This is a genomic window from Streptomyces sp. NPDC047002 (assembly GCF_040704505.1).
In the GTDB taxonomy this organism is placed as follows: domain Bacteria; phylum Actinomycetota; class Actinomycetes; order Streptomycetales; family Streptomycetaceae; genus Streptomyces.
Genome location: NZ_JBEYWC010000005.1, coordinates 127658 through 151651, shown reverse-complemented (window position 1 = coordinate 151651; position 23994 = coordinate 127658). Strand labels below are relative to the sequence as shown.

The following is a 23994-nucleotide window of genomic DNA, read 5'->3' as shown; positions in this document are numbered from 1 at the left end:
TCCCCTCCGTCGGTCGGATCGGCCCTATCCGACATTTGGTATGGGCCGACTGTGTTGAGGAGGTTCGCTCAGGGCCGTTTCCGTCGAGCGTGTGCCGTGTTTCCAGATGGTGACGAAGATGATCCCCGTGTTACGCGGAGGTGAATCGCCGCCGCGTAGGGGTGATTCCGCCCCACGGCGGGGCGGGGACCGGCCGCGGTGTCGCCCTGTCGTCCTGTCGGCGGGGGAGCCGCGTCGGGCGGTACGGGGCGAGCACCGCGGCCGGGGTCTCAGACGGCCTCCGCGGGCTCGGGGAAGCGGGGGCCGAGCAGCTCGCCGAGCTCGGCGACCTCGGGGACGTCGCCGAAGTCGCGCACGGCGAGGTCGACGGTCTTGCGCAGGCGGGTGTTGACCCGCTCGGAGCGGATGGAGCGCGCGATGCCGAGCGCCTCCCGCGCGGGGCCCGCGAGCTGTTCGGGCTCGCGCCGCAGCAGGTGCACGCTGGCGAGGCCGACGAGGTTCAGCGCGTAGGAACGCTGGTGGTCCTCGTCCCCGCGGAACAGCTCGACGGCGCGCGCCATGGCGGGCTCGGCGAGCGAGGCGTAGGTGGGGCTGCGCCCGGCGACATGGGCGAGGTCGCGGAAGGAGTGCGCGTTCTCCGCGTGCAGCTCCGCCTCGGTGAAGAAGCCGATCCAGTCGGGGTCGGGCTCCCCGTCGAGGCCGACGTCGGTGAAGGTGTCCTCGGCCATCCTGACGGCGCGCTTGCACTTGCCCGGCTGGCCCATGCCGGCGTAGGCGCGCGCCTCCATCGCGTGGAGCATGGCCTGGGTGCGGGCGGTGGCGCAGTCGCGGCTGCCGTACTGCGCGAGGTGGATCAGTTCGAGCGCGTCCTCGGGGCGGCCGAGGTGGATCATCTGCCGGCTCATCGACGACAGGATGTACGCGCCGAGCGCACGGTCGCCCGCCTCCTTGGCGGCGTGCAGCGCCAGCACGAAGTACTTCTGCGCGTTGGGCTGGAGGCCCACGTCGTAGCTCATCCAGCCGGCCAGCTCGGCCAGTTCGGCCGCGCAGGTGAACAGCCGGCGGGAGACGGGGCCGGGCAGCGGCTCCTGCAGCAGGTCGGTGACCTCGTGGAGCTGGCCGACGACCGCCTTGCGCCGCAGCCCGCCGCCGCACTGCGCGTCCCAGAGGCGGAACATCGCCGTGGTCGACTCCAGCAGTTCGAGCTCGGGGCCCGAAAGCCGCGGCGTCCTGCGCGCCGCAGCGCCCTCGGGTGCGGGGGGCGCGGGCTGCTCGCCGCCCGGCGTCGGCACGAGCCAGCGCTGCATGGGCTCGACCAGGGCGGGGCCCGCGGACAGGGCGAGGGAGGAGCCGAGGAAGCCGCGGCGGCCGAGCATCAGGTCGCCCCGGGAGAACTCGCTGAGCAGCGCCACGGTCTGGGGTCCCGCCCAGGGCAGGTCGACCCCGGCGGCCGAAGGCGACTGGTGCGCGGAGCGCAGCCCGAGGTCCTCGACGGCGACGACCGCGCCGAAGCGCTCGGAGAACAGCTCGGACATGATCCGCGGGATGGGCTCGCGCGGCTGCTCGCCGTCGAGCCAGCGCCGCACGCGGGAGGTGTCCGTGCTGACGTGGTGGGCGCCCATCTGGCGCGCCCTGCGGTTGACCTGGCGGGCCAGCTCGCCCTTCGACCAGCCGCTGCGCGCGAACCAGGAGCCGAGCAGTTCGTTCGGGCGCTTGCCCGCGCCCGCCCCGTCCGAGCCGCTGCCGCTCACCTGGAACGCCCCCATCCGCTCAATCCCCCGCACGAGCCACCGCGGGGATGCCGTGTGCCGCGGCGCGGCGTCCGGCGAGTCACCGGAGCCACCCCTCGAACACGCACTCGATGTGCCTCCGGCATACCCACGAGAACAACCCTTCTCCCCAACGCGTGCACCGAAAGTAATCCTACGATCACCCCTCCAGCTAGGGGATTCCACAAACGCCACCATTCGCCACCCCTTCGAATGAACTCACCACCGAGCGGAGGCGATTCACTTGACAGGCGGCGGTCAAGGGCAGACCAAGCGAGGTGCGCCGGGGCGCACGGCAGGACCCGCACCACCCCTATTACCCCCTCGCGCCCGCGCCAACGCCCCGATGGCAACGGAGTGTCACGGGCAGACTGCGAGTCGTAACCACCGACGCGCTCGACCCGTTGGAGGGGGCATGGGCTTCACCATCGGCGGTATCCGGGACATCCGGGAGCTGCGGCCGTCAGGGCGCCGCCGCGGCCGTGCCACGGAGTGCACCGCGGTCGCCGAGTACACAGGACTCTGGGGCTGGGACGTCACGGCGGGCACCCGCGCCTCGGCCGACGGGGCGTGCTCCTGCGGCGATCCGCGCTGTACGGCGCCCGGCGCGCATCCGCTCGGCTTCTTCCCCGGCGTGCCCGCGGGCGCGACGCTCGACGAGGCCGCCCGCGCCTGGGCCCGGGTGCCGGGCGCCTCGGTCCTGCTGCCGGTGGGCCGCAGCTTCGACGTGATCGACGTGGCGCTCGGCGCCGGCGTGCACGCCCTGGCACGCCTCGAGCGGATGGGGCTGCCGCGCGGCCCGGTCCTCGCGACACCCACGGGGCGCGCGTACTTCTTCGTGGCGCCGGGCGCGGCCGCCGAGCTGCCGACCCTGCTGTACCGCATGGGCTGGGACGACGCGGACCTCGACCTCGCGGGCCTGGGCGCGGGCTGCCATGTGGTGGCGCCGCCCTCGCCGATGGGGACGCTGGGCCCCGCGCGCTGGCTGCGCCCGCCGTCCCCCGAGGCCGCGCCGGTGCCGCCTGCCAGGCTGCTGCTGGGGACGCTCGCGTACATCTGCCACCGGGTGGGCCGGGCGCGGCCCCGGTGCGAGGCGTAGCCGCACGGCTGCCGAAGCCGCGCAGCCCGCGAGACCGCAGCGCGGGCGGCGGCGGGCGCGCGAAGGGCGGGTGACCCGGTCGGGTCACCCGCCCTTCCGCCGTACGGGACGGTGCGGGGAGCGCGCCGGTCAGTCGCCGATCAGCGCGTCCACGAAGGCGGCCGGCTCGAAGGGGGCCAGGTCGTCGGCGCCCTCGCCGAGGCCCACCAGCTTGACCGGGACCCCCAGTTCGCGCTGGACGGCCACGACGATGCCGCCCTTCGCCGTGCCGTCGAGCTTGGTCAGGACGATGCCGGTGATGTCCACGACCTCGGCGAACACCCTGGCCTGCACGAGGCCGTTCTGCCCGGTGGTGGCGTCGAGCACGAGCAGCACCTCGTCCAGCGGACCGTGCTTCTCGACGACGCGCTTGACCTTGCCGAGCTCGTCCATCAGGCCCGTCTTGGTGTGCAGGCGGCCCGCGGTGTCGATCAGGACGACGTCGGCGCCCTCCGCGATGCCCTCCTTGACGGCGTCGAAGGCGACGGACGCGGGGTCGCCGCCCTCGGGGCCGCGCACCGTGCGGGCGCCGACGCGCTCGCCCCAGGTCTGGAGCTGGTCGGCGGCGGCGGCGCGGAAGGTGTCGGCGGCGCCGAGCACGACGGACCTGCCGTCGGCCACCAGCACCCGGGCGAGCTTGCCCGTCGTCGTGGTCTTGCCGGTGCCGTTGACGCCGACGACCATGACCACGGCCGGGGTGTCGAGGGGGCTCTCGGTGTTGACCGCGCGCGGCAGGTCGGCGCCGACGAGGGTGATCAGCTCCTCGCGCAGCAGCGTGCGCAGCTCCTCGGGGCTGCGGGTGCCGAGCACCCTGACCCGCTCCCGCAGCCGCTCCACCAGCTCCTGGGTCGGCTTCACGCCGACGTCCGCGGTGAGCAGCGTGTCCTCGATCTCCTCCCAGGTCTCCTCGTCGAGGTGCTCGCGCGACAGCAGCGTGAGCAGGCCCTTGCCGAGGGAGTTCTGGGAGCGCGAGAGGCGGGCGCGGAGGCGCACCAGGCGGCCGGCGGTCGGCTCGGGCACCTCGACGGGCGGCGCGGGCGCCAGCCCGACGACCGGGTCCTCGACGGCTGCCGGGGTCGCGGTGGCGGTCTCCGCGTCCGGGAGGCCGACCTCCTCGATGGTCCGGCGGCGTTCGTCGCGCGGGGTCTCGGCCTCGTCGCCGACGTGCGGCTCGGTCGGGGGGGAGGTGATGGTGGGCGCGGCGGGCGGCGGCGGAGGCAGCTTCTTCTTCGTGCGGCTTCGTCCGACCACGAGCCCGCTGAGGCCGCCGATGACGACCACGGCGATGACTACAACAAGGATGACGAGTTCCATAACGCTCCCCAGTATCGGCCACGACCGCGTGCGGCCCGGCACGGCCGCTCCCGGGACCGTACGCCGGTCCCCGGGGTGATCACACGGCCCCTCGGGCGGTGGTCTTCACCTGCTGCCAACCTATGCGGACGACCCCCCGCTCCCCGGAAGGCGCGGGAGGGCGCGGTGCGGCCCGCGCGGGCCTGTGGGCCCGTCTTCCCCGGCGCGGCCCGCTCAGCGGAGGCGCTGGCTGATCACCTTCGACACGCCGTCGCCCTGCATGGACACGCCATAGAGCGCGTCCGCGACCTCCATGGTGCGCTTCTGGTGCGTGATCACGATCAGCTGCGAGCTCTCCTGAAGCTCCTGCATGATCCGGATCAGGCGCTGGAGGTTGGTGTCGTCGAGCGCCGCCTCGACCTCGTCCATCACGTAGAACGGACTGGGGCGTGCCTTGAAGATCGACACGAGCAGCGCCACCGCGGTCAGCGAGCGCTCGCCGCCGGACAGCAGGGACAGGCGCTTGACCTTCTTGCCCGGCGGGCGCGCCTCCACCTCCACCCCGGTGGTGAGCATGTTCTCCGGGTCGGTCAGCAGCAGCCTGCCCTCGCCACCGGGGAACAGCCGGGAGAAGACGCCCTCGAACTCGCGGGCCGTGTCCCGGTACGCCTCGGTGAAGACCTGCTCGACCCGCTCGTCGACCTCCTTGACCACCTGGAGCAGGTCGGCGCGGGTCTTCTTCAGGTCCTCCAGCTGCTCGGAGAGGAAGTTGTGGCGTTCCTCAAGGGCCGCGAACTCCTCAAGGGCCAGCGGGTTGACCTTGCCGAGCTGCTGGTAGGCGCGCTCGGCGGCGCGCAGCCGCTTCTCCTGCTCGCCGCGCGCGAACGGCCGCGGCAGGTTGCGCGGGTGGCCCGGGTCCTCGGGCAGCACCTCGCCCTCGGCCGGCGGGGACGGCGGCACGGGCTGGTCGGGGCCGTACTCCGCGACGAGCCCGGCCGGCTCCACGCCCAGCTCCTCCAGCGCCTTCGTCTCCAGCTGCTCGATGCGCATCCGCTTCTCGGCGCCCAGCACCTCGCCCCGGTGCACCGAGTCCGTGAGCCGGTCGAGCTCCGCCTTGAGCTCGCGGCCGCGCTCGCGCTCCCCCGCGAGCTCGCGCTCGCGCTCCGCCTTGGCCGCCTCCGCAGCGACCCGCTCCTGCTCGGCGCGGCCCACGGAGACCTCGACGTGCGCGAGCAGCAGGCGCGCGCCCGCGGCGACCGCGCCGGCGACCGCCGCCTCGTGCCGCAGCCTCGCCCTGCGCTGCTCGGCGCGCGCCCTGGCCTCGCGCTCGGCGCGGGCGCCCCGGTCGAGGGCGTCGGCGCGGCCCGCGAGCCCCTTCACCCGCTCCTCGTGGGTGCGGACCTGGAGGCGTGCCTCCATCTCGGTCTGGCGGGCGTTGGCGCCGTCGGCCGCGAGCCGGTCCCGCACGGAGGTGTCGGGCTCGTCGTCGCCGTCCTCGCCCGCCGCCTCCTCGGCGACGAGCAGCCGCTCCGCGAGCTCCTCGGCCTCCGCGGTGGCGCGTTCGAGCGACTCGGTCGCCTTGGCGACGGCGGCCGCCGCGCGCTCCGCCTCGCCTGCGGCGCCGCGCGCCTGCCCGGCGAGGCGACCCAGCTGCCCGGAGACCGCCGACTTCTCCCGGTCGGCGGCGCGCCGTCGCTCCCCCAGCTCCTCGACCAGGGCCGCGGCCTCCGTGCGCGCCTCGGCCGCCGCCTGCTGCACCGCGGCCAGCTCCTCGCAGCGCACGGCAAGCCCGGCCAGCTCGGCCGCCGCCTCGTCGACCGACGCCTGCACCTCGAGCAGGCTGGGCGCGCCCGCCGAGCCGCCGTGCGCGAAGTGCGCCCCGAGGAGGTCGCCTTCCGCGGTGACCGCGGTCAGCGAGGGCCGCGTCCGTACGAGTTCCTCGGCGTCTTCCAGCGTGGCGACGGCCACCATGTCCCGCACCAGCCGCCCCACCGCGTCGACCAGCGCGGGCGGCCCGCCGATCAGCTCGGCGACGGGCAGCGGCTCCCCCGCGACGGCCCCGGCGTGCCACGTCTCGTGCCCGGCCGCCGCGGCCCTCTGCTTCTCCTCCCCGCCCCCGGGAGCGGGCTGCGTACGGTCCGCGGGATACGCGCCGTCCCGGCCGTGACCCGCCGCGCCGGGCCCGTCGTGCACGGTCTCCTGGCCAGGGCCGCCCTGCGCGGTCCGCGGGGGACGCGCGCCCTGCGCGGGAAGGGCCGGCGCGGCGGGCGACTGGGCGGGCACGGCGGCCGCGGGACCCGCGGACAGCAGGGTCGCGCGGCCCGCGTCCTGGTCGCGCAGCAGCCGCAGCGCCCGCGCGGCCGTGGCCGTGTCGGTGACCGCGAGCGCGTCGGCCGCCATCCCGAGGGCCGCCGCCACCTGGACCTCGTGGCCCGGCGCGAGCGACAGCAGCTCGGCCGCGGGGCCGAGCAGCCCGGTGAGCGTGTCACGCGCGGCCAGCAGCGCGCCCGAGCCGTCCTTCCTGCGCAGCCCGAGCACCAGCGCGTCATGCCGGGCTGCGACGGCGGCGCGGCGGCGCTCGGCTGCGGTGGCCGCCTCGCGCGCCGCGCTCAGCGCGGCCTCGGCATCGGCCAGGGCGCCGCGCGCCGCCTCGTGCTCGTCGCCCAGTGCGTGGTCGTCGGCGTCGAGGCCCTCGACCTCGGCCCTGAGCTGCTCGTACTCCTCCTGCGCCGCCGCGGCCCGCTGCCCCGCCCCGTCGCGGCTCGCGGCGAGCCTGTCGATCTCGGCCTGGGCCGAGGCGGCCCGGCCCTTGGCGGCGGTGACCTGCCCGTGCAGCCTGGCGAGCTGCTCCCTGCGGTCGGCGAGCGCCCGGGCCGCGTCCTTCAGCCTGCGCTCCTCGACGGCGAGTTCGCGCTCCAGGTCGGCGCGGTGGGACGCGGTGTCGTCGAGGGCGCGCTCCGCGGCGTCGAGCGCCGCCTCCAGCTCGGCTTCCTGCTCCCGGATCCTGGCGGCCTCGCGCTCCATGTCCTCGGGGTCGCGGCCGCGCCGCTCCTCGGGGGGCGCCTGGGTGGCGCTGGTGACGCGGGCGTCGGCGAGGGAGATCGTGCCGCGCACCCGCTCGGCGAGCTGCGACAGCTCGTACCAGGTCTGCTGGGCGCGGGCGAGCCGCGGCGTGAGGCGCCTGACCTCGTCCTCCAGGTCGGCCTCGCGGGTCAGCGCCGTCTTCAGCCGCGCCTCGGCCTGCTCCTTGCGGTGCTTGAGCTCGGCCTCGTCGGCGACCTCGGTGCGCAGGGCCTCCCTGAGCGTGACGAGGTCGTCTGCGAGCAGCCGCAGCCGCGCGTCGCGCAGGTCGGCCTGGATGACGGCGGCGCGGCGCGCGACGGCCGCCTGGCGGCCGAGCGGCTTGAGCTGGCGGCGCAGTTCGTCCGTGAGGTCCTGCACGCGCGCGAGGTTCGCCTGCATCGCGTCCAGCTTCCGCAGCGCCTTCTCCTTGCGCTTGCGGTGCTTGAGGACGCCCGCGGCCTCCTCGATGAAGGCCCGGCGGCCCATCGGGTCGGCGTGCAGGACGGAGTCGAGCTGTCCCTGCCCGACGATGACGTGCATCTCGCGGCCGATGCCGGAGTCGGAGAGCAGGTCCTGGATGTCGAGGAGCCGACAGGTGTCGCCGTTGATCTGGTATTCGCTGCTGCCGCCGCGGAACATGATCCGCGTGATGGTGACCTCGGCGTACTCGATGGGGAGCGCGCCGTCCGCGTTGTCGATGGTCAGGGAGACCTCGGCCCGGCCGAGCGGCGGCCGCCCCGTGGTCCCGGCGAAGATGACGTCTTCCATCTTGCCGCCGCGCAGCGACTTGGCGCCCTGCTCCCCCATGACCCAGGAGAGCGCGTCGACCACATTGGACTTGCCCGAGCCGTTGGGCCCCACGACACAGGTAATGCCGGGTTCGAAGCGCAGCGTCGTGGCGGACGCGAACGACTTGAACCCGCGCAGTGTCATGGCCTTGAGGTGCACGCCGCCGGACTCTACCCGCACAGATCGTCCGTCGGCGGTTTCACCGCTGAACGCGCAGGGCACATCACACGTTAAGAAAGAGCCGGGGGAGGATGGAAGTCGGCGGCGCCGCGGGGGAATTGGCGGTTTCGGGCGAGGGGTTCGCCCCAGGGGGACGGAGAGGAAAGAAAGAAGGGACGCCGGAGCGGCGTCCCTTGCATATCTTGCCGGCGAGAAGATCCCGCCTGACCTGCGGCCCTTGCGGGCCCGTCGGTCAGGTGAGCGCAGGCTCCTGGGAAACATCGATGTCGATGCCGTCGAGAAGCGACTCGCCCTGGTGCTGTGCGGCGGCTGCGCTCAGCGCGTCGTTCTCGGACTGGATCCGTACGAGCTCGGATTCGAGGTCCTGGACGCGCTGCTGAAGCCGTCGCATCTCGGCGAGGAGTCGCGGGTCGGAACCGCCGACATAACCGAGAAGCGCCTTTGCCATGATGGATGGTCCTCCACAATGAGTGACCGACCGGTGTGCGGTGTGGGTCGTGGTTTCGTGAGGGAAAAAGCACCCCGCGCGCCCGGCAGAGAGGGGGCAACCTCTGCGGTTCTCGCTGCCGAACAGTTGGTGTGCGCGGGGCTTCCAGAGTCTCACCAAAAAGTTTGACGGTCAACACGATCACGGTCCGTGCGGGCACGGCGGGGCGCTGCGCGGCGCTCTCGGCTGCCCGGCGGGGCCTGCCTTCCCTGGCTCCCTCGCACCGGACACGTGTGTGCTCGGCAGCCTGTCACGCGCCGGGTCGGCTTGGCAACCGCCTGGTCACCGGGGTGCCCGCGGGGCGCGCCGACCGCCGGGGGGCGTACGCCGCGGCGGCGCGGGGCGCGCGCCCGGCGGGCGGCTCATCTGATCGCGAAGCCGGAGTAGCCGCCGCGGGGCGTGTCCCAGATCTCAGTGACGCCGTCGACCCGACCGGGCGTGTCGGCGGAGCGGAGCCAGTCGAGCAGCCGGTGGCAATTCTCACGCGCCCCTTCGGCCACGACCTGGACCCGGCCGTCGTCGAGGTTGAGCGCGAAGCCGGTGAGGCCGCCGATCTCCAGGGCGTTCGCCCTGGTGAACCAGCGGAACCCCACTCCCTGTACCCGGCCGCGCACCCAGGCGGTGAGCCGCACACGATCGTCCATGTACGCACGCTAGCCGCAGGATTCCTCTGAGACCTCACCGGCCCCACACACCATGGCGTACAGTCCCGTCGCGACACGCCTTCACCCGTTCGAGTGAAGGTTTCGAGCGCGAGGAAGGACCGCGGATGGGACGCCATGGCCGCTCCGGTGCCCGGCCCGCCCCCGTACCCGACCGGGACCCGCACGCCCCGCGGAAGGCAGGGCCTGCCGCCGGCGGCAGGCGGCGCGGCGCGGGGCCCCTGCGCACCGGGCTGCTCGGCGCCTCCGCCGCGATGGCGGTCGGCGCCGTGGCCGTGGCGTCGGGCCTGATACCCGGCGGCGGCCACTACGAGGTGGGCGCAGGTGCCGCAGGCGCCCGCCAGGTGCGGGCCGACGCGGCCCCCACCGACCTGCGCGAGCAGGGCGGCGCCGACGCGTCCCCCACCCGCTCCCCCGGCGCCTCGGCGTCCCACTCCGCGAGCGCCTCGCCCGCCGCGCCGAAGGCGCACCCCTCGACGGCGGCCCCTTCGGGGAGGCCGGCGCCGCACAGCTCGACGCCGGCTTCCCTGAAGGCCGGCACGACCGCGGCGAAGGCCCCCGCGAGCCGGAAGCCCGCGCCGCCCGCGTCCCCCGACCGCGTGGAGAAGGCGCCCGCGCAGCCGGCCCCGGCAGGGGCGTCCCAGGCCGCGCAGGTCCTCGCCCTGGTCAACCAGGAGCGCGCCAAGGCCGGGTGCAGCCCGCTCAGGGACGACTCCTCGCTCGACTCGCTCGCCCAGGACTTCAGCGACGACATGGCCGCACGCGGCTTCTTCGACCACACCGACCCGGACGGCAGGACCCCCTGGGACCGGGCCGACGCGGCGGGTGTGCAGAAGCTGGGCGGCGAGAACATCGCCAGGGGCCAGTCGGACGCCCAGGCCGTGATGGACGCCTGGATGAACTCCGAAGGCCACCGCGCGAACATCCTCAACTGCGACTACACGCGCCTCGGCGTCGGCGTCCACGAGGGGCCGGGCGGCCCGTGGTGGACGCAGGACTTCGGGTTCTGAGCGGTTCCACGGCGGCCGCCGTGGAAGGCTCGGGCCGCGCGGGCGCGAGCGGCCGGCTCCGTCAGGCGCGGGCCGCCGGCCGCGGCGGGCGCTGGCAGCGGGGGCAGAAGTAGCTCGACCGGTTCATCCACGCCCTGCGCCGCATCGGCGTGGCGCACCTGAGGCAGGGTTCGTCCTCGCGCCCGTAGGCGTTGAGGGAGCGGTCGAAGTAGCCCGACTCGCCGTTGACGTTGACGTACAGGCTGTCGAAGCTGGTGCCGCCGACGTCGAGCGCCGCGGTCATCACGTCCCGCACGTGGCCGAGCAGATCGGCGATGCGGGGGCGGGTGAGCGAGGCGGTCGGGCGGTCGTAGTGGAGCCTGCTGCGCCACAGCGCCTCGTCGGCGTAGATGTTGCCGACGCCGCTGATCAGCGACTGGTCGAGCAGGGCGCGCTTGACCGTGGTGCGCTTCGCGCGCAGCGCCACGGGGAAGGCGGCGTCGTCGAAGGCGGGGTCGAGCGGGTCGCGGGCGATGTGCGCGATGACGTCGGGCAGGCCGTCCTGCGTGTTCTCGTGGAGCGAGAGGCCGCCGAAGGTGCGCTGGTCCACGAAGCGCAGCTCCGTGCCGAGGCTGTCGGCGAACCGCACCCTGATCCTCAGGTGCTTCTCGTCGGGCGCCTCCACCGGGCGCACCAGGAGCTGGCCGCTCATGCCGAGGTGGCCGAGGACCGAGGTGCCCGGCCCCTCGGCCTCGTCGAGCGGCAGCCAGAGGTACTTGCCGCGGCGGCGGGCCGGGGCGAGGGTGCGGCCCCTGAGCCGGGCGGCGAAGTCCCCGCCGCCCGCGACATGGCGCCGTACGGCGCGCGGGTGCAGCACCTCGGCCTCGGCGACCGTCCGGCCGCTCACCCAGCGCGCGAGCCCGCGCCGTACGACCTCCACCTCGGGCAGCTCCGGCACGTCACTCCTGGGGAGCGGCGGCGCCGGCGACGGCCCGCTCGTCCGCCGCGGCCTTGATGGCTCGCCACGCGGACTCGGCGGCCTGCTGCTCCGCCTCTTTCTTGCTGCGGCCGGTGCCGGTGCCGTACGAGACACCACCGACGCGGGCAGCAGCCGTGAAGACCTTCTCGTGGTCGGGACCCTTCTCCGTCACGACGTACTCGGGCACGCCGAGGCTCTCCGCCGCCGTGAGCTCCTGGAGACTGGTCTTCCAGTCGAGTCCCGCGCCGAGGTTCGAGGACTTCTCGATCAGCGGGTCGAACAGCCGGTGCACGAGTTCGGACGCCGCGTCGAGCCCCTGGTCGAGGTAGACCGCGCCGATGACCGCTTCGAGGGTGTCGGCGAGGATGGACGCCTTGTCGCGCCCGCCCGTGCCCTCCTCGCCCCGGCCGAGCCTGATGAAGGCCCCCAGGTCGAGGCCCCGGCTCACCTCGGCGAGCGCCCGGGCATTGACGACGGCCGCGCGCAGCTTGGCGAGCTGCCCCTCGGGCAGGTCCGGGTGGATGCGGTACAGCGTGTCCGTCACCACGAGGCCGAGCACCGAGTCCCCGAGGAACTCCAGCCGCTCGTTGGTCGGCAGTCCGCCGTTCTCGTAGGCGAAGGAGCGGTGCGTCAGCGCACGCACCAGAAGGGCGGACTCAAGGTGGTACCCGAGCCGCCCTTCCAGAAGCGTGTGGGACGAGGCTGCGTGGACGGTGTCTGCCTGCTTCTTTGCGTTCTTGTCCGCGGACAGTTCAGACATGGAGCCTCTCACCAGCCGCTCAGACCTCGATGACCTGGCGCTTGTTGTAGGTGCCGCAGCTGGGGCACGCGATGTGCTGCAGCTTCGGCTCCTGGCAGCGCTCGCACGCCACCAGGTTGGGGGCCACAGCCTTCCACTGCGACCGGCGGTGGCGCGTGTTGCTGCGCGACATCTTCCGCTTCGGAACAGCCACGGCTACTTCTCCTGCTTCTCGTCGGCGGCACCGGGGCCGGTGCCGTCCATGTCGTCCATCTCGCCGTCCTTGCCGGTATCGGCGAGTCCTTGCAGCGCCGCCCACCTGGGGTCGACGGCGTCGTGGTGGTGTCCGGGCTCGTCCGCGAGCCTGACCCCGCACTGGGGGCACAGGCCTGCGCAGTCCTCCGAGCACAGCGGCTGCATCGGCAGTGCGAGCACCACCGCGTCACGCAGCACCGGTTCGAGGTCGAACAGGCCGTCCTCGACGTAGAGCGTGTCCTCGTCCTCGGCGTCGTCGGCCGGTTCCGCCTTGGGGCGGCCACGGTCGTCGGCGTCGTGGTACGAGAACAGCTCCTGGATGTCCGCCTCCACCTCGCGGCTGAGCGGCTCGAGACACCTTACGCACTCCCCCGCGGCCGTGGCGCGGGCGGTACCGGAGACCAGCACGCCCTCCATGACCGATTCCAGCCGGAGCTCAAGCGCGACGGGGTCGCCCTCGGGCACGGCGATGACGCCGTCGATGCCGAAGTCCTTCGGAGCCGGCACCGACCGGGTCAGCCGCTGGAGCGCACCGGGGCGCCGCCCCAGCTCGTGTGTGTCGAACACGAGGGGGTTGCGGTGGTCGAGGCGCGCGTTCACAACCGTCCCAGCTTTCGTCGCGTCGGGGATGTCACCGAGAGGGCTGCCGCTGACGTCCGGGAACCGGACGGACCGGGCGGGCAGCCGAGATCGCGACACGTGTACGCGACCGAAGGGCCAGGATACCGGTAGGGCGCCGCAGCTCCCAATCCGGTGCCGCGACCCTGGTCAGTGACCGGCGGGCGGCCCGGTCAGCGCCCTTCCTCGTAGCGGCGCAGCGCCTCCAGGTCGATCATGCTCGTGTCGAAGAAGCTGGTCTCGTCGAGGGCGGCGCCCTGCTGCTGGGCGGGGTCCTGGGGCTGCTGCCAGCCGTAGCCCTGCGCCGCGTCCTGCCCGTACGGGGCCGCCTGGGCCGCCTGGGCCGCCTGGTCGTAGCTGCCCTGCTGCTGGTAGGCGTACGGGTCGTGCTGGTAGGCGTACGCCTCCTGCTGCTGGGCGTAGTCGGCGCCGTACGCCTGGTCGGACGGGTAGCCCTGCGCGGCGGCCGGGTAGCCCCCTGCGCCCGCCATGCCGTCCTGCCCGGCGCCCTGGCCCGCGGCCGCCCAGGCGCCGGTCTCGTACCCGGTGGGCGCGTAGCCCGGGTCCTGGTAGGGCTGCTGCGCGGGGATCGGCGGGTGCTCGTCGGCGACCGCGGGCTCGGGGGCCGCGGGCCGCTCCCTTGCCGGCGGGCGGCTCTCAGCCAGGTCGGAGAGGAAGTCGGCGTCGCTGATGAGGCCCTGCCCGCCGGCCGCGTCCTGGGCGGCCATGTGGGCGCCGAGATCGTCGGTGGCGATCCGGCCGTGGAGCTTCTGCCGGCCGCGGCCTACCGCTTCGAGCGTCTTGGACAGCACGGCCTCGAAAGCGCCGAGCTTGGCGTCGACGTAGTCGTCGGCGCGGCGGATCAGCGTGGCCGGGTCCGAGCTGTACTCGGGGGCCTCGGGGTCGGAGTCGTACGCCGACCCCGCGCCGTCGGCGTCGTCCGCGGCGTCGGCGCCTTCGCCGGGCGTCCGGCCGAGCAGCTTCTCGCGGCCCCGGTCGACGGAGCCGATGGTCTTGGTGAGGACGACCTCGAAGTTGGCGAGCTTGGAGTCGACGTAGTCGTCGGCCTCGGCGCGGATCTCCTCCGCGTCCCTGCGGGCCTCGGCGAGGATACGGTCGGCCTCGTCCTGCGACTGGCGGGCGACGGCGGTGCCGGAGGTCAGCGCGGCGCGCTCGGCGTGCGCCTCCTGGACGATCCGGTCGGCCTCCTGGCGGGCCTGGGCGGTGAGCTGCTCGTGGCCGCCGATGACCTCCTCCGCCTGGGCGAGGGAGTTCGGCAGGGCGGCGCGCACCTCCTCCAGCATCGCGAGCAGTTCGGCGCGGTTCACCACGCAGGACGCCGACATGGGCATGGACCTGGCGTTCCCCACAGCGTCGACGATCTCGTCGAGCTTCTTCTGCACGTCCACCGTGTGCTCGCCTTTTCTCAGCCGGATTACGAGACGGACGCCACGACTGTACGGCCCTGGCAACGGTGTCCGACACCGGGTGACGCACCTTCAGGCCGCGGGGCGGCCCCGCCGCCGGGCTCAGCGCGCGGCGAGCCGCTCGACGAGGGCGTCGTGGACCACGGGCGGCAGCAGGTGCGAGACGTCGCCGCCCCAGGTAGCGACCTCCTTGACCAGGGAGGACGACAGAAAGCTGTAGGTGGGGTTGGTGGGCACGAACAGCGTCTCGACGCCGGAGAGCCCGTTGTTCATCTGGGCCATCTGGAGTTCGTAGTCGAAGTCGCTGACGGCGCGCAGGCCCTTCACGATGGCGGGGATGTCGCGCTCCTTGCAGAAGTCGACGAGCAGGCCGTGGAAGGACTCGACCTCCACGTTGCCGAACTCCTCGGTGGCGCGCCGGATCAGGTCGATCCGCTCGTCGACCGTGAACAGGCCCTGCTTGGACCTGTTGATCATCACCGCGACGTGGACGACGTCGTACAGCTTGGACGCGCGGGCGATGATGTCGAGGTGCCCGTTGGTGATCGGGTCGAAGGATCCGGGACAGACGGCGCGGCGCACTGGGTTCTCCTCGCTCTCCGGGGTGGTCATGACGCGGCTGCTGCGGGTGGGGGGCCTGCCGCGGTGGCGCGGCCGTGCCACAGGGTGCCCTCGCCGTACCGGCGGGAGCGGAGCGGCTCGAACCCCTCGGGCCAGCGGAACGTACCGCCCCGGGTGGCCCGTTCAACGGTGACGACGGCGGCGTCGGCAAGCCACCCCTGGCGGCGGAGTGTGAGCAGGATCTCGCCAAGATCGTCGTCGTCGACGGCGTACGGCGGGTCGAGGAAGACCAGGCCGTACGGGTCGTCGGGGGCGGCGTCGCGCACCACCTGCTCGGCCTTCGCCGTGCGTACCTCGGCGCCCGGCAGGCCGACCGCGCGGACGTTCTCGCGCACGGTGCGGGCGGCGCGGCCGTCCGCCTCGACCAGCAGGGCGTGCGCGGCGCCGCGGGAGAGCGCTTCGAGGCCCACGGCGCCCGACCCGGCGTACAGGTCGGCGACGCGGAGGCCGTCGAAGGTGCCGAGCAGCGACTCCCAGCTGGAGAAGAGGCCCTCGCGCGCCCGGTCCGATGTGGGCCGGGTGCCGTTGCCCGGCGGCACGGCGAGCCGGCGCCCGCCGGCGGCGCCGGCGATCACGCGGGTCATGGGGTCTCCGGTTCCTCGGGTGCTCTGCGGTGCCGGGGCGCGACCGCCCGGCGTGCGGGCGCGGCGCGGGGCCCCGGCCGCCTCCACGATATGGCGTGCGGGCCCGCGCGGCAGCGCTGCCCCCGCCCTGTGCGCCGCACGCCGCGGGCCGCCGCCTCAGCCCTTGTCGAGGTAGCGCTCGCGCTCGGCGTCGAGCAGCGCGTCGAGCGCGGTGCGCAGCTGGGGGTGGTCCGTCAGCCCGGGGTCGCGCGCGACGACGGCCGCGGCCTCGTCGCGGGCCTGCGCGATGACCTCCTCGTCCTCGATGACGGCGAGCATCCGCAGGCTGGAGCGCACGCCGGACTGGGCCTGGCCGAGCACATCGCCCTCGCGGCGCTGTTCGAGGTCGATGCGGGAGAGCTCGAAGCCGTCGAGGGTGGCGGCGACCGCGCCGAGCCTGGCCCGCGCGGGGCTCGCCGCCGGCGCGTCCGTGACGAGCAGGCACAGGCCGGCCGCGGCGCCGCGGCCGACCCGGCCGCGCAGCTGGTGGAGCTGGGAGACGCCGAAGCGGTCGGCGTCCATGATCACCATGGCGGTCGCGTTCGGCACGTTGACCCCGACCTCGATGACGGTGGTCGCGACGAGCACGTCGGTCTCGCCCGCGGCGAAGCGGCGCATGACGGCGTCCTTCTCGTCGGGCGCGAGGCGGCCGTGGAGGATCTCGACGCGCAGCCCGGCGAGCGGGCCCGCCGCGAGCTTCTCCGCGACGTCCACCACGGCGAGCGCGGGGCGCTTCTCGGCGTCCTCCGCCGCCTGCTTCTTCTTCGCACCGTCCTCCTCGTCGCCGATGCGGGGGCAGACGACGTACGCCTGGTGGCCCGCCGCGACCTCCTCGCGGACCCGGTCCCAGGCCCGGGTGAGGAAGTGCGGCTTATCCTGCACGGGCACCACATGGCTGGCGATCGGCGACCTGCCCGCCGGCAGCTGGTCGAGCACGGAGGTCTCCAGGTCGCCGAAGACCGTCATGGCGACCGTACGCGGGATGGGCGTGGCCGTCATGACCAGCAGGTGCGGCGGCTGCTTGCCCTTGGCGCGCAGGGCGTCGCGCTGCTCGACGCCGAAGCGGTGCTGCTCGTCGACGACGACGAGGCCGAGGTCGTGGAACTGGACCTTGTCCTCGATCAGCGCGTGCGTGCCGATGACGATGCCCGCCTCGCCCGTGACCAGGTCGAGCAGGGCCTGGCGGCGGGCCGCCGCGCCCATCGAGCCGGTGAGGAGCACGACCTTGGTCGCGCCCTCCGCGGCGCCGAGGGTGCCGCCGTCCGCGAGGTCGCCCATCATCTCGGTGACGGAGCGGTGGTGCTGCTGGGCGAGGACCTCGGTGGGCGCGAGCATCGCGGCCTGGCCGCCCGCGTCCACGACGGCGAGCATGGCCCGCAGCGCGACCAGCGTCTTGCCCGAGCCGACCTCGCCCTGGAGCAGCCGGTGCATGGGGTGCTCGGTGCCGAGGTCGGCGAAGATCTCCGCGGTGACCTTCTGCTGGCCGTCGGTGAGGGTGAAGGGCAGGCGCGCGTCGAACGCGTCGAGCAGCCCGCCCGCGACGGGCCGCCGCGCCACCGCGGGCAGCTGCGCGTCGGCGTGGCGCCTGCGCGCGAGCGCGACCTGGAGGACGAACGCCTCGTCCCACTTGAGCCGCTCGCGCGCCTCCTCGACGTCGGCCTTGGTCCCGGGCCTGTGCACCTTGCGCAGCGCCTCGGGCAGCGAGGCGAAGCCGCGGCCCTCGCGCAGCGCGGCGGGCAGCGGGTCGACCGCCTCGGCGGCGCGCGGCAGCACCAGGTCGACGGCCTTGGCGATCTTCCAGGACTCCAGCCCCTTGCAGGCCGGGTAGATCGGGATGAGCCGGCCGGCGAACGCGTCCACGGCGGCGCCCTCGGCGTCGTCCGCGGCCCCGCCGGCTCCCGTGCCGTCCGGTCCTCCGCTCCCGGCGGCCGCGCTTCCGCCGCGCCCGTCGCGCTCGTCGCGCTCGTCATAGCCCTCGTACCCGTCGTCGCTCTGGCGGCCGAGCGTCACGTACGTGGGGTGGGCGAGCTGGAGCTTGCGGTTGAAGACGGAGACCTTGCCGGCGAACATGGCGCGGCTGCCGGGCGGCAGGTCCTTGTGCGGCTTGTGGATACCGCGGCCGAAGAACACCAGCTGGAGCGTGCCGCTGCCGTCCGTGAGGGTCACTTCGAGGCGCTGGCCGCGGCCGCCGTTGAACCGCAGCACGCGCGAGTCGGCGACCTGCGCGACCACGGTCACGTCCTCGTCGAGCGGAAGGTCGGCGAGCCGGGTGAGCCGGCCGCGCTCCTCGTAGCGCCGGGGGTAGTGGTGCAGCAGGTCGCCCACGGTGTGCAGGCCGAGGTGCTCGGCCATCACCTTGGCGGTGGGCTGGCCGAGTGTCTTCTTGAGGGGTTCGTCAAGCGCGGACACGTCGTCCATTCCACACCACGCCTCGGACATCGGGCTCATTCGACGCCGATCAGCAGGGGCGCCGTCCGCCCGCCGCCGCGGTGCACGACGGTGTCGACGGCCAGGTGGCCGCCCCGCACATGGGCTTCGAGCCGCTCCGCGAGCGCGTCGGGCACGTCGTCGCCGAGGACGAGGGTGACCAGTTCGCCGCCGGCCGCGAGCATCCGGTCGAGCACGGCCTCCGCGGTGGCGGCGAGGCTCTCGCCGATCACGGCGACGTCCCCCTCGATCAGGCCGAGCACGTCCCCGGCCCGGCAGATGCCCGCCGTCGTCCAGGCCATCCGCTCGGCCACGGCGAGTTCGCCGTAGCGGGTGGCCCCGGCCGCCGAGGTCATCGCGACGACGTCCTCGTCGAAGCGGCGCTCGGGCTGGTGCACGGCAAGGGCCGCGATGCCCTGGACCGCCGCCCTGGTGGGGATGAGGGCGACCCGTACGCCCTCGGCGCGCGCCTGCGCCGCCGCCGCTGCCGCGGTGTGCCGCAGGCCGGTGTCGTTGGGCAGCAGCACCACTTCGCGCGCGCGGGCGCGCCGGATCGCCTCGGCGATCTCGCCGCTCGCCGGCGGCTCGCCCGCTCGGGCGACGAGGGGCGTGGCGCCCGCCTCGGCGCAGAGCCCGGCGAGCCCCTCGCCGGGGACCACGGCGACGACGGCGCGCTGCACCTCGTCGCCCGCGGCCCTGGCCGCTGCGGCGGGCGTGCGCGGCGAGAGGTGGGTGACGCGGATGCGGTGCGGGCGTCCCGCCTCGATGCCCGCCTCGACGGCGGCGCCCGCGTCGTCGGTGTGGACGTGCACCGTCCACAGGCCGTCGCCGCCGCCGATGACCAGGCAGTCGCCGAGCGCGTCGAGCCGGCCGCGCAGCCGGGCGAGGGCGTCTGACCCGGCCTCGATCAGGTAGATCACCTCGAAGGCCGGGTCCTCGTCGGCCCCCGGCCCGGCCGGGCACTCGGCCTCTGCCGGGGGCGCGGCGGCACGCGGGCGCGCGGGCGGCGGGGCGGGCGCGCGCCCCGTGACCGTCTCCACGAGTGCGCCGAGGAGGGCGACGAGGCCGAGGCCCCCTGCGTCGACGACGCCCGCGCTGCCGAGGGCCGCGAGCTGCCGCGGCGTCGCGTCGAGCGCGGCGCACGCCCCGGCGTACGCGGCGCGCACGACGCCCGCGGGGTCCTGCGCGCCCGCGGCCCGCGCGGCGGCGGCGGCCGCGTCGGCGACGGTCAGGACGGTGCCCTCGACGGGATGGGCGACGGCCTCCCGCGCGGCCGCGGCGCCGCGCTCCAGGGCGCGGGTCAGCCGGTGCGCCGCGGTCCGCCGCGCCGCGCCGCCGTCCGTCCCGGCACCGGCACCTTCGGGCCCGGAGGGTCCTGCTGAGTCCGTGAGTTCGGCCGCGGCGCCGCGCAGGAGCTGGGCGAGGATCGTGCCCGAGTTGCCGTGGGCGCCGAGCAGCGCACCGTGGGCCAGGGCGCGCACGGCGTCCTCCGCGGTGGGCCCGGTGGCGGATCCGCTGTCGCCGTGCGCCGCGAACACGGCCTCCACCGCACGGACGGCGGACTCGGCCGTCAGATAGAGGTTGGTCCCGGTGTCACCGTCCGCGACGGGATAGACGTTGATCGCGTCGATCTCCTCACGGTCCCTGCCGAGGGCGTCGAGCGCGCGAGCGCACCAGGTCCGCACCGCTGCGGCGTCGAGGGTGTGCGGCACCTGCTGGTCCTCCTTGCGCGAGCCGCCCGCGGGACGGCCTGACGGGATGCTCCACGCACAGTAGTCCGCGCGGCGGCGCCGCCCCCGCGCCGGTCGCGGGGGACGGGCGCAGGGGCCGGGCCGCCGCCTCAGCGGGTGCGCCAGCCGTGGTCGACCGGGCCGATGCCGCCGCCCAGCGCGAAGCCGTGGCGCACCGCGCCGGTGACGTACTCCTTGGCGGCGCGTACGGCGGTGACGACGTCCTGCCCGCGGCCGAGCCCCGCGGCGATCGCGGAGGCGAGGGTGCAGCCGGTGCCGTGGGTGTGCCGGTTGTCGAGGCGCGGGGCGCGCAGCCAGTGCTCCTCGGTGCCGTCGGTGAGCAGGTCGACGGCGTCGCCGCGCAGGTGGCCGCCCTTGACGAGCGCCCAGCGCGGCCCGAGCGCGAGCACCGCAGCGGCGGCGCGGGGCAGGTCGCCCTCGTCCTCGACGGTGACGCCGGTGAGCCTGGCGACCTCGTCGAGGTTGGGGGTGGCGACGGTCGCCGCGGGCAGCAGCCGGGTGCGTACGGCGTCGAGCGCGGAGTCCGCGAGGAGGGCGTCCCCGTGCTTGGAGATGCCGACCGGGTCCACGACGACGGGGACCGCGGTGGCGCCGAGGAGTTCGGCGACCGCGGTGACGACCGGGGCCGAGGAGAGCATGCCGGTCTTCACCGCCTGGACACCGATGTCGTCGACGACGCTGCGGTACTGGGCGCGCACCGCCTCCACGGGCAGCTCCCACGCGCCCTGCACGCCCAGGGAGTTCTGCGCGGTGACCGCGGTGACGACGGTCATGCCGTGCACGCCGAGGGCGAGCATGGTCTTCAGGTCGGCCTGGATGCCCGCGCCGCCGCCGGAGTCGGACCCGGCGACGGCCAGGACGCGGGGCGGGGCTGCGGGGTCCGCTGCGTGGGCGGCGCTGCGCCCGGGGTCGCTCATGGCATACGACCCTACTTTTCCGCCGCGCCGAAGTGGTCCCAGCCCCCCGTGCCGGTCCAGGGCGCCCCGTCCACGGTGACCTGGGCGCGGGCGGTGTGGCCGCGCACCTCGCCGATCACCCGCCAGCGCGCGGGCAGCTTCGTCTCCGGCGGGAACGTCGCGACGATGGCGTGGTCCTCGCCGCCGGTGAGCACCCACTGGAGCGGGTCGATGCCGACGGCCTGGCCGATGTCGTGCATCTGCGAGGGGATGTCGACGCGTCCCGAGCGCAGGTCGATGCGGACGTCGCTGGCGCGCGCGATGTGCCCGAGGTCGGCGACGAGCCCGTCGCTGACGTCGGTCATGGCGGTGGCGCCGAGCCCGGCTGCCGCGGGTCCCGCGTGGTAGGGCGGTTCCGGCCTGCGGTGCGCCTCGACGAAGGCGCGCGGCGAGCGGAAGCCACGGGAGAGCACCGCGAGTCCTGCCGCCGACCAGCCGAGCCAGCCGGTGTACGCGACGAGGTCGCCGGGGCGCGCGCCCGACCTGGTGACGGCCTCGTGGCCGCGCAGGTCGCCGAGCGCGGTGATGGCGACGGTGATGGAGTCGCCGCGCACGACGTCGCCGCCGACCACGGCGGCCCCCGCGACCTGGCACTCGTCGCGGATGCCGTCCATCAGCTCGGTGGGCCAGGCGACGGGGAGTTCGCCGGGCACGACGAGGCCGAGCAGCAGCGCCGTGGGCACCGCGCCCATGGCGGCGATGTCCGCGAGGTTCTGCGCGGCGGACTTGCGCCCCACGTCGTACGCGGTGGACCAGTCGCGGCGGAAGTGGCGGCCCTCGATCAGCAGGTCCGTGCTGGCCACGACCCTGCCGTCGGGCGCGGTCACGACCGCGGCGTCGTCACCTGGGCCGAGCCGGACCGCCGGGGTGGTGGTGAGGCGGGAGGTGAGCTTGTCGATCAGCCCGAACTCCCCCAGCTCCCCCACGGTTCCCTTCACCGGGTCTCCTTTCCTTCGCTGCTGCCGTACGTGCTGTCCGTGGTGTCCGCGAGGGCGGTGCGACGGGCCGCCGCGGCGCGCGGTCGCGGCCCGGCCGCGCGGTCGGTACGGTCGACAGGGCGGCCGGCGAGTGCGACCGGGGGCCGGGAGGACGGGCGGGACGCGGCGCACGCCGGGTCTCCCCCCGGCGTGGGACGACGCGGTACCGTGGCGTCCCTTTTCCCTGGGGGTTCTCCCCGGGACATGATCCTCGCGGCCGCCCTGGAGGTTCCGTGGTGCAGGCGTACATCCTGATTCAGACCGATGTGGGCAGAGCCCACGCGGTCGCCGAGACCGTGTCCGGCTTCGACGGCGTGCTGAAGGCCGAGGACGTCACGGGGCCCTACGACGTCATCGTGCGCGCGCAGGCGGACACGGTCGACGACCTGGGCCGGATGGTGGTCGCCAGGATCCAGCGGGTGGAGGGCATCACCCGTACTCTGACCTGCCCGGTCGTGCATCTGTAGCCCCGTCTACGCTTGGCCGGTGACACCTTTCCGCCGAAGGCGTCCCGGGCGCAGGCTACCGGGCCCCCTCCTCGTCTCGTTGCCCGCCGTCGCCGTGCTGTGCGCCGCGGGGTGCTCCGGGTCCGGTTCCGCGCCGCGGGTGGCCGTGCCGAAGCCGCCGAAGGACCAGGTGGAGGTCTGCGAGGCGCTGCACCGGCAGCTTCCCGCGAAGGTCGGCGGCCAGGAGAGGAACGATCCGAGCCCGGCGTCCGACCTGACGGCCGCGTGGGGTTCGGGGGACGCGTCGATCGTGCTGCGCTGCGGAATCCCGCGGCCCGCGGAGATGTCCGACCCGCGGTCGGAGGCCGTCGACGCGGACGGGGTGAGCTGGCTGGTGCAGCAGTCCCCGACGTCGGGCCAGACCTTCACGACGACGTACCGCACCGCCTACGTGCAGGTCTCGATGGGCGCGAAGTTCGCCCAGGACGGCACCCCGATCGCGCAGTTCGCCGCGGCGGTGAAGAAGACCGACCCGGCGACCGTCTAGGCGGCGCGCCTCCTCGGGAAGGCCGCGGGGGGTGCGCGTCCCGTGGGACGCGCACCCCCCGCGCCGTCTCTGCGCCGCCGAGGGCGCTCAGCGCAGCCCGGTCGAGCGGCGCAGCGCCGCCCTGACCAGCAGGTCAACCAGCTGCGCGTAGCCGACGCCGGTCTCCTGCCACATGCGGGGGAACATCGAGATGGGTGTGAAGCCCGGCATCGTGTTGATCTCGTTGATGACGAACCCGCCGTCCTCGGTGAGGAAGAAGTCCGCGCGCACCAGCCCCTCGCAGGACGCGGCGTCGAACGCCTCCACGGCCAGCCGCCGCACCTCGGCCGTCTGCTCCTCGGTGAGCGGCGCGGGCACCACGCCGGAGGCCGCGTCGATGTACTTCGCCTCGAAGTCGTAGAAGTCGTGCGCGGTCACCGGCGGGATCTCCGCGGGCAGGCTGGCCCGCGGACCGTCGTCGAACTCCAGCACGCCGCACTCGATCTCACGGCCGCGCAGCAGCGACTCCACGATCACCTTGGGGTCGTGGCGGCGCGCCTCGGCGAGCGCGTCGTCCAGGTCCTCGGCCCCGTCGACCTTGCTGATGCCGACGGACGAGCCGCCGCGCGCGGGCTTCACGAACAGCGGCCAGCCGTGCTCGCCGGCGAAGTCCGCGATCCGGCGCCGCACCGCCGCCGCGTCACGCTCCCACTCGCGGGGCCTGATCACCAGGTACGGGCCGACGCGCAGCCCGAAGGAGGTGAACACCCGCTTCATGTACTCCTTGTCCTGGCCGACCGCGGAGGCGAGCACGCCCGCGCCGACGTACGGCACGCCCGCGAGCTCCAGCAGGCCCTGGAGCGTGCCGTCCTCGCCGTAGGGGCCGTGCAGCACGGGGAAGACGACGTCGACCTCGCCGAGCGCCTTGGGCACGGAGCCGGGCTCGCTGTAGACGACCTCGCGGTTGCCGGGGGCGACGGGGAGCACCACGTCGCCTTCCGCGGACTCGGCGATCTGCTCGACGCTGGGCAGCGCCCGGTCGGCGATCGCCATCCGCGCCGGGTCGTCGGCGGTCAGCGCCCAGCGGCCGTCCGTGGTGATGCCGATGGGCAGGACGTCGTACGCCTCGCGGTCGATGGCCGCGAGCACCGCTCCCGCGGTGACGACGGAGATGCCGTGCTCGGAGCTGCGGCCCCCGAACACAACGGCGACGCGCGGCTTGCGGGGCGGCCGCTGGGGGCTCTGGGAGGGGTTCAGGCTGCTCATATCGCGATGAGGG

The 23994-nt window shown here is 74.7% G+C and carries 21 protein-coding genes; 4 read left to right on the top strand and 17 right to left on the bottom strand.

The window, feature by feature from the left end; all coding sequences use genetic code 11:
- Nucleotides 1–269: 269 nt before the first annotated feature.
- Nucleotides 270–1751, bottom strand: a complete 1482-nt coding sequence (locus AB0910_RS07620) for a hypothetical protein (RefSeq protein ID WP_366743701.1) — start codon at nt 1749–1751, stop codon at nt 270–272.
- A 433-nt stretch (nt 1752–2184) separates the two neighbouring features.
- Here AB0910_RS07620 and AB0910_RS07615 point away from each other — a divergent pair, with 433 nt between their 5' ends.
- Nucleotides 2185–2868, top strand: a complete 684-nt coding sequence (locus tag AB0910_RS07615) for a bifunctional DNA primase/polymerase (protein WP_366743594.1) — start codon at nt 2185–2187, stop codon at nt 2866–2868.
- A gap of 129 nt (nt 2869–2997) precedes the next feature.
- Here AB0910_RS07615 and ftsY read toward each other — a convergent pair whose 3' ends face one another.
- The 4 genes from ftsY to AB0910_RS07595 form a co-directional block, all read right to left on the bottom strand.
- The gene (ftsY, locus tag AB0910_RS07610; RefSeq protein ID WP_366743593.1) at nt 2998–4221 is read right to left on the bottom strand and encodes a signal recognition particle-docking protein FtsY; all 1224 of its coding nucleotides are present in this window, start codon (nt 4219–4221) and stop codon (nt 2998–3000) included.
- A 213-nt stretch (nt 4222–4434) separates the two neighbouring features.
- Nucleotides 4435–8211, bottom strand: a complete 3777-nt coding sequence (locus AB0910_RS07605; RefSeq protein WP_366743592.1) for an AAA family ATPase — start codon at nt 8209–8211, stop codon at nt 4435–4437.
- Nucleotides 8212–8464: 253 nt separating this feature from the next.
- Nucleotides 8465–8680 carry a hypothetical protein gene (locus tag AB0910_RS07600; protein ID WP_366743591.1) on the bottom strand — a complete coding sequence of 72 codons (216 nt, stop codon included), beginning with the start codon at nt 8678–8680 and terminating at the stop codon, nt 8465–8467.
- Nucleotides 8681–9081: 401 nt separating this feature from the next.
- A complete protein-coding gene (locus tag AB0910_RS07595; RefSeq protein ID WP_366743590.1) occupies nt 9082–9363 on the bottom strand; it encodes an acylphosphatase in 282 nt (93 codons plus the stop codon).
- 125 nt (nt 9364–9488) lie between these two features.
- Here AB0910_RS07595 and AB0910_RS07590 point away from each other — a divergent pair, with 125 nt between their 5' ends.
- On the top strand, nt 9489–10391 hold the full coding sequence (locus AB0910_RS07590; protein ID WP_366743589.1) for a CAP domain-containing protein: 903 nt from the start codon (nt 9489–9491) through the stop codon (nt 10389–10391).
- A 61-nt stretch (nt 10392–10452) separates the two neighbouring features.
- Here the strand turns inward: AB0910_RS07590 and mutM are convergent, their stop codons facing one another.
- From mutM to AB0910_RS07535, 11 genes are all read right to left on the bottom strand, one after another.
- The gene (mutM, locus tag AB0910_RS07585; RefSeq protein WP_366743588.1) at nt 10453–11328 is read right to left on the bottom strand and encodes a bifunctional DNA-formamidopyrimidine glycosylase/DNA-(apurinic or apyrimidinic site) lyase; all 876 of its coding nucleotides are present in this window, start codon (nt 11326–11328) and stop codon (nt 10453–10455) included.
- Between the two features lies 1 nt (nt 11329).
- Nucleotides 11330–12109 (bottom strand): ribonuclease III, encoded by a 780-nt coding sequence (gene rnc, locus AB0910_RS07580; protein WP_366743587.1) that lies wholly within the window; start codon nt 12107–12109, stop codon nt 11330–11332.
- Nucleotides 12110–12128: 19 nt separating this feature from the next.
- The gene (gene rpmF, locus AB0910_RS07575; protein WP_225018003.1) at nt 12129–12302 is read right to left on the bottom strand and encodes a 50S ribosomal protein L32; all 174 of its coding nucleotides are present in this window, start codon (nt 12300–12302) and stop codon (nt 12129–12131) included.
- Between the two features lie 2 nt (nt 12303–12304).
- Nucleotides 12305–12943, bottom strand: coding sequence for a DUF177 domain-containing protein (locus AB0910_RS07570; RefSeq protein ID WP_366743586.1), 639 nt, complete (start codon nt 12941–12943; stop codon nt 12305–12307).
- Nucleotides 12944–13134: 191 nt separating this feature from the next.
- Entirely contained in the window at nt 13135–14370 is a 1236-nt protein-coding gene (locus AB0910_RS07565; protein ID WP_366743585.1) for a cell division initiation protein, read from the bottom strand.
- A gap of 120 nt (nt 14371–14490) precedes the next feature.
- On the bottom strand, nt 14491–14970 hold the full coding sequence (coaD, locus tag AB0910_RS07560; protein WP_366743700.1) for a pantetheine-phosphate adenylyltransferase: 480 nt from the start codon (nt 14968–14970) through the stop codon (nt 14491–14493).
- A gap of 26 nt (nt 14971–14996) precedes the next feature.
- Nucleotides 14997–15593 (bottom strand): 16S rRNA (guanine(966)-N(2))-methyltransferase RsmD, encoded by a 597-nt coding sequence (rsmD, locus tag AB0910_RS07555; protein WP_366743584.1) that lies wholly within the window; start codon nt 15591–15593, stop codon nt 14997–14999.
- 156 nt (nt 15594–15749) lie between these two features.
- The gene (recG, locus tag AB0910_RS07550) at nt 15750–18050 is read right to left on the bottom strand and encodes an ATP-dependent DNA helicase RecG (RefSeq protein WP_366743583.1); all 2301 of its coding nucleotides are present in this window, start codon (nt 18048–18050) and stop codon (nt 15750–15752) included.
- A gap of 26 nt (nt 18051–18076) precedes the next feature.
- Complete coding sequence (locus tag AB0910_RS07545; protein ID WP_366743582.1) at nt 18077–19771, bottom strand: DAK2 domain-containing protein; 1695 nt, start codon at nt 19769–19771, stop codon at nt 18077–18079.
- A 128-nt stretch (nt 19772–19899) separates the two neighbouring features.
- The gene (thiD, locus tag AB0910_RS07540) at nt 19900–20727 is read right to left on the bottom strand and encodes a bifunctional hydroxymethylpyrimidine kinase/phosphomethylpyrimidine kinase (protein WP_366743581.1); all 828 of its coding nucleotides are present in this window, start codon (nt 20725–20727) and stop codon (nt 19900–19902) included.
- A gap of 11 nt (nt 20728–20738) precedes the next feature.
- Complete coding sequence (locus AB0910_RS07535; protein ID WP_366743580.1) at nt 20739–21704, bottom strand: thiamine-phosphate kinase; 966 nt, start codon at nt 21702–21704, stop codon at nt 20739–20741.
- A 272-nt stretch (nt 21705–21976) separates the two neighbouring features.
- Here AB0910_RS07535 and AB0910_RS07530 point away from each other — a divergent pair, with 272 nt between their 5' ends.
- Together AB0910_RS07530 and AB0910_RS07525 are read left to right on the top strand one after the other, a co-directional pair.
- Nucleotides 21977–22210, top strand: a complete 234-nt coding sequence (locus AB0910_RS07530; protein WP_345650874.1) for an Lrp/AsnC ligand binding domain-containing protein — start codon at nt 21977–21979, stop codon at nt 22208–22210.
- A 94-nt stretch (nt 22211–22304) separates the two neighbouring features.
- On the top strand, nt 22305–22736 hold the full coding sequence (locus tag AB0910_RS07525; protein ID WP_366743699.1) for a DUF3515 domain-containing protein: 432 nt from the start codon (nt 22305–22307) through the stop codon (nt 22734–22736).
- Nucleotides 22737–22823: 87 nt separating this feature from the next.
- On the opposite strand, the gene AB0910_RS07520 is transcribed toward AB0910_RS07525, so the two are convergent.
- On the bottom strand, nt 22824–23981 hold the full coding sequence (locus AB0910_RS07520; protein WP_366743579.1) for a D-alanine--D-alanine ligase family protein: 1158 nt from the start codon (nt 23979–23981) through the stop codon (nt 22824–22826).
- Nucleotides 23982–23994: the final 13 nt, after the last annotated feature.

Bases quoted from the DNA above. Each gene is read 5' to 3' on its own strand.
- AB0910_RS07615 (WP_366743594.1), top strand. From the start codon at position 2,185: ATGGGCTTCACCATCGGCGGTATCCGGGACATCCGGGAGCTGCGGCCG.
- ftsY (WP_366743593.1), bottom strand. From the start codon at position 4,221: ATGGAACTCGTCATCCTTGTTGTAGTCATCGCCGTGGTCGTCATCGGC.
- AB0910_RS07600 (WP_366743591.1), bottom strand. From the start codon at position 8,680: ATGGCAAAGGCGCTTCTCGGTTATGTCGGCGGTTCCGACCCGCGACTC.
- AB0910_RS07595 (WP_366743590.1), bottom strand. From the start codon at position 9,363: ATGGACGATCGTGTGCGGCTCACCGCCTGGGTGCGCGGCCGGGTACAG.
- AB0910_RS07590 (WP_366743589.1), top strand. From the start codon at position 9,489: ATGGGACGCCATGGCCGCTCCGGTGCCCGGCCCGCCCCCGTACCCGAC.
- rnc (WP_366743587.1), bottom strand. From the start codon at position 12,109: ATGTCTGAACTGTCCGCGGACAAGAACGCAAAGAAGCAGGCAGACACC.
- rsmD (WP_366743584.1), bottom strand. From the start codon at position 15,593: ATGACCCGCGTGATCGCCGGCGCCGCCGGCGGGCGCCGGCTCGCCGTG.
- recG (WP_366743583.1), bottom strand. From the start codon at position 18,050: ATGGACGACGTGTCCGCGCTTGACGAACCCCTCAAGAAGACACTCGGC.
- thiD (WP_366743581.1), bottom strand. From the start codon at position 20,727: ATGAGCGACCCCGGGCGCAGCGCCGCCCACGCAGCGGACCCCGCAGCC.
- AB0910_RS07520 (WP_366743579.1), bottom strand. From the start codon at position 23,981: ATGAGCAGCCTGAACCCCTCCCAGAGCCCCCAGCGGCCGCCCCGCAAG.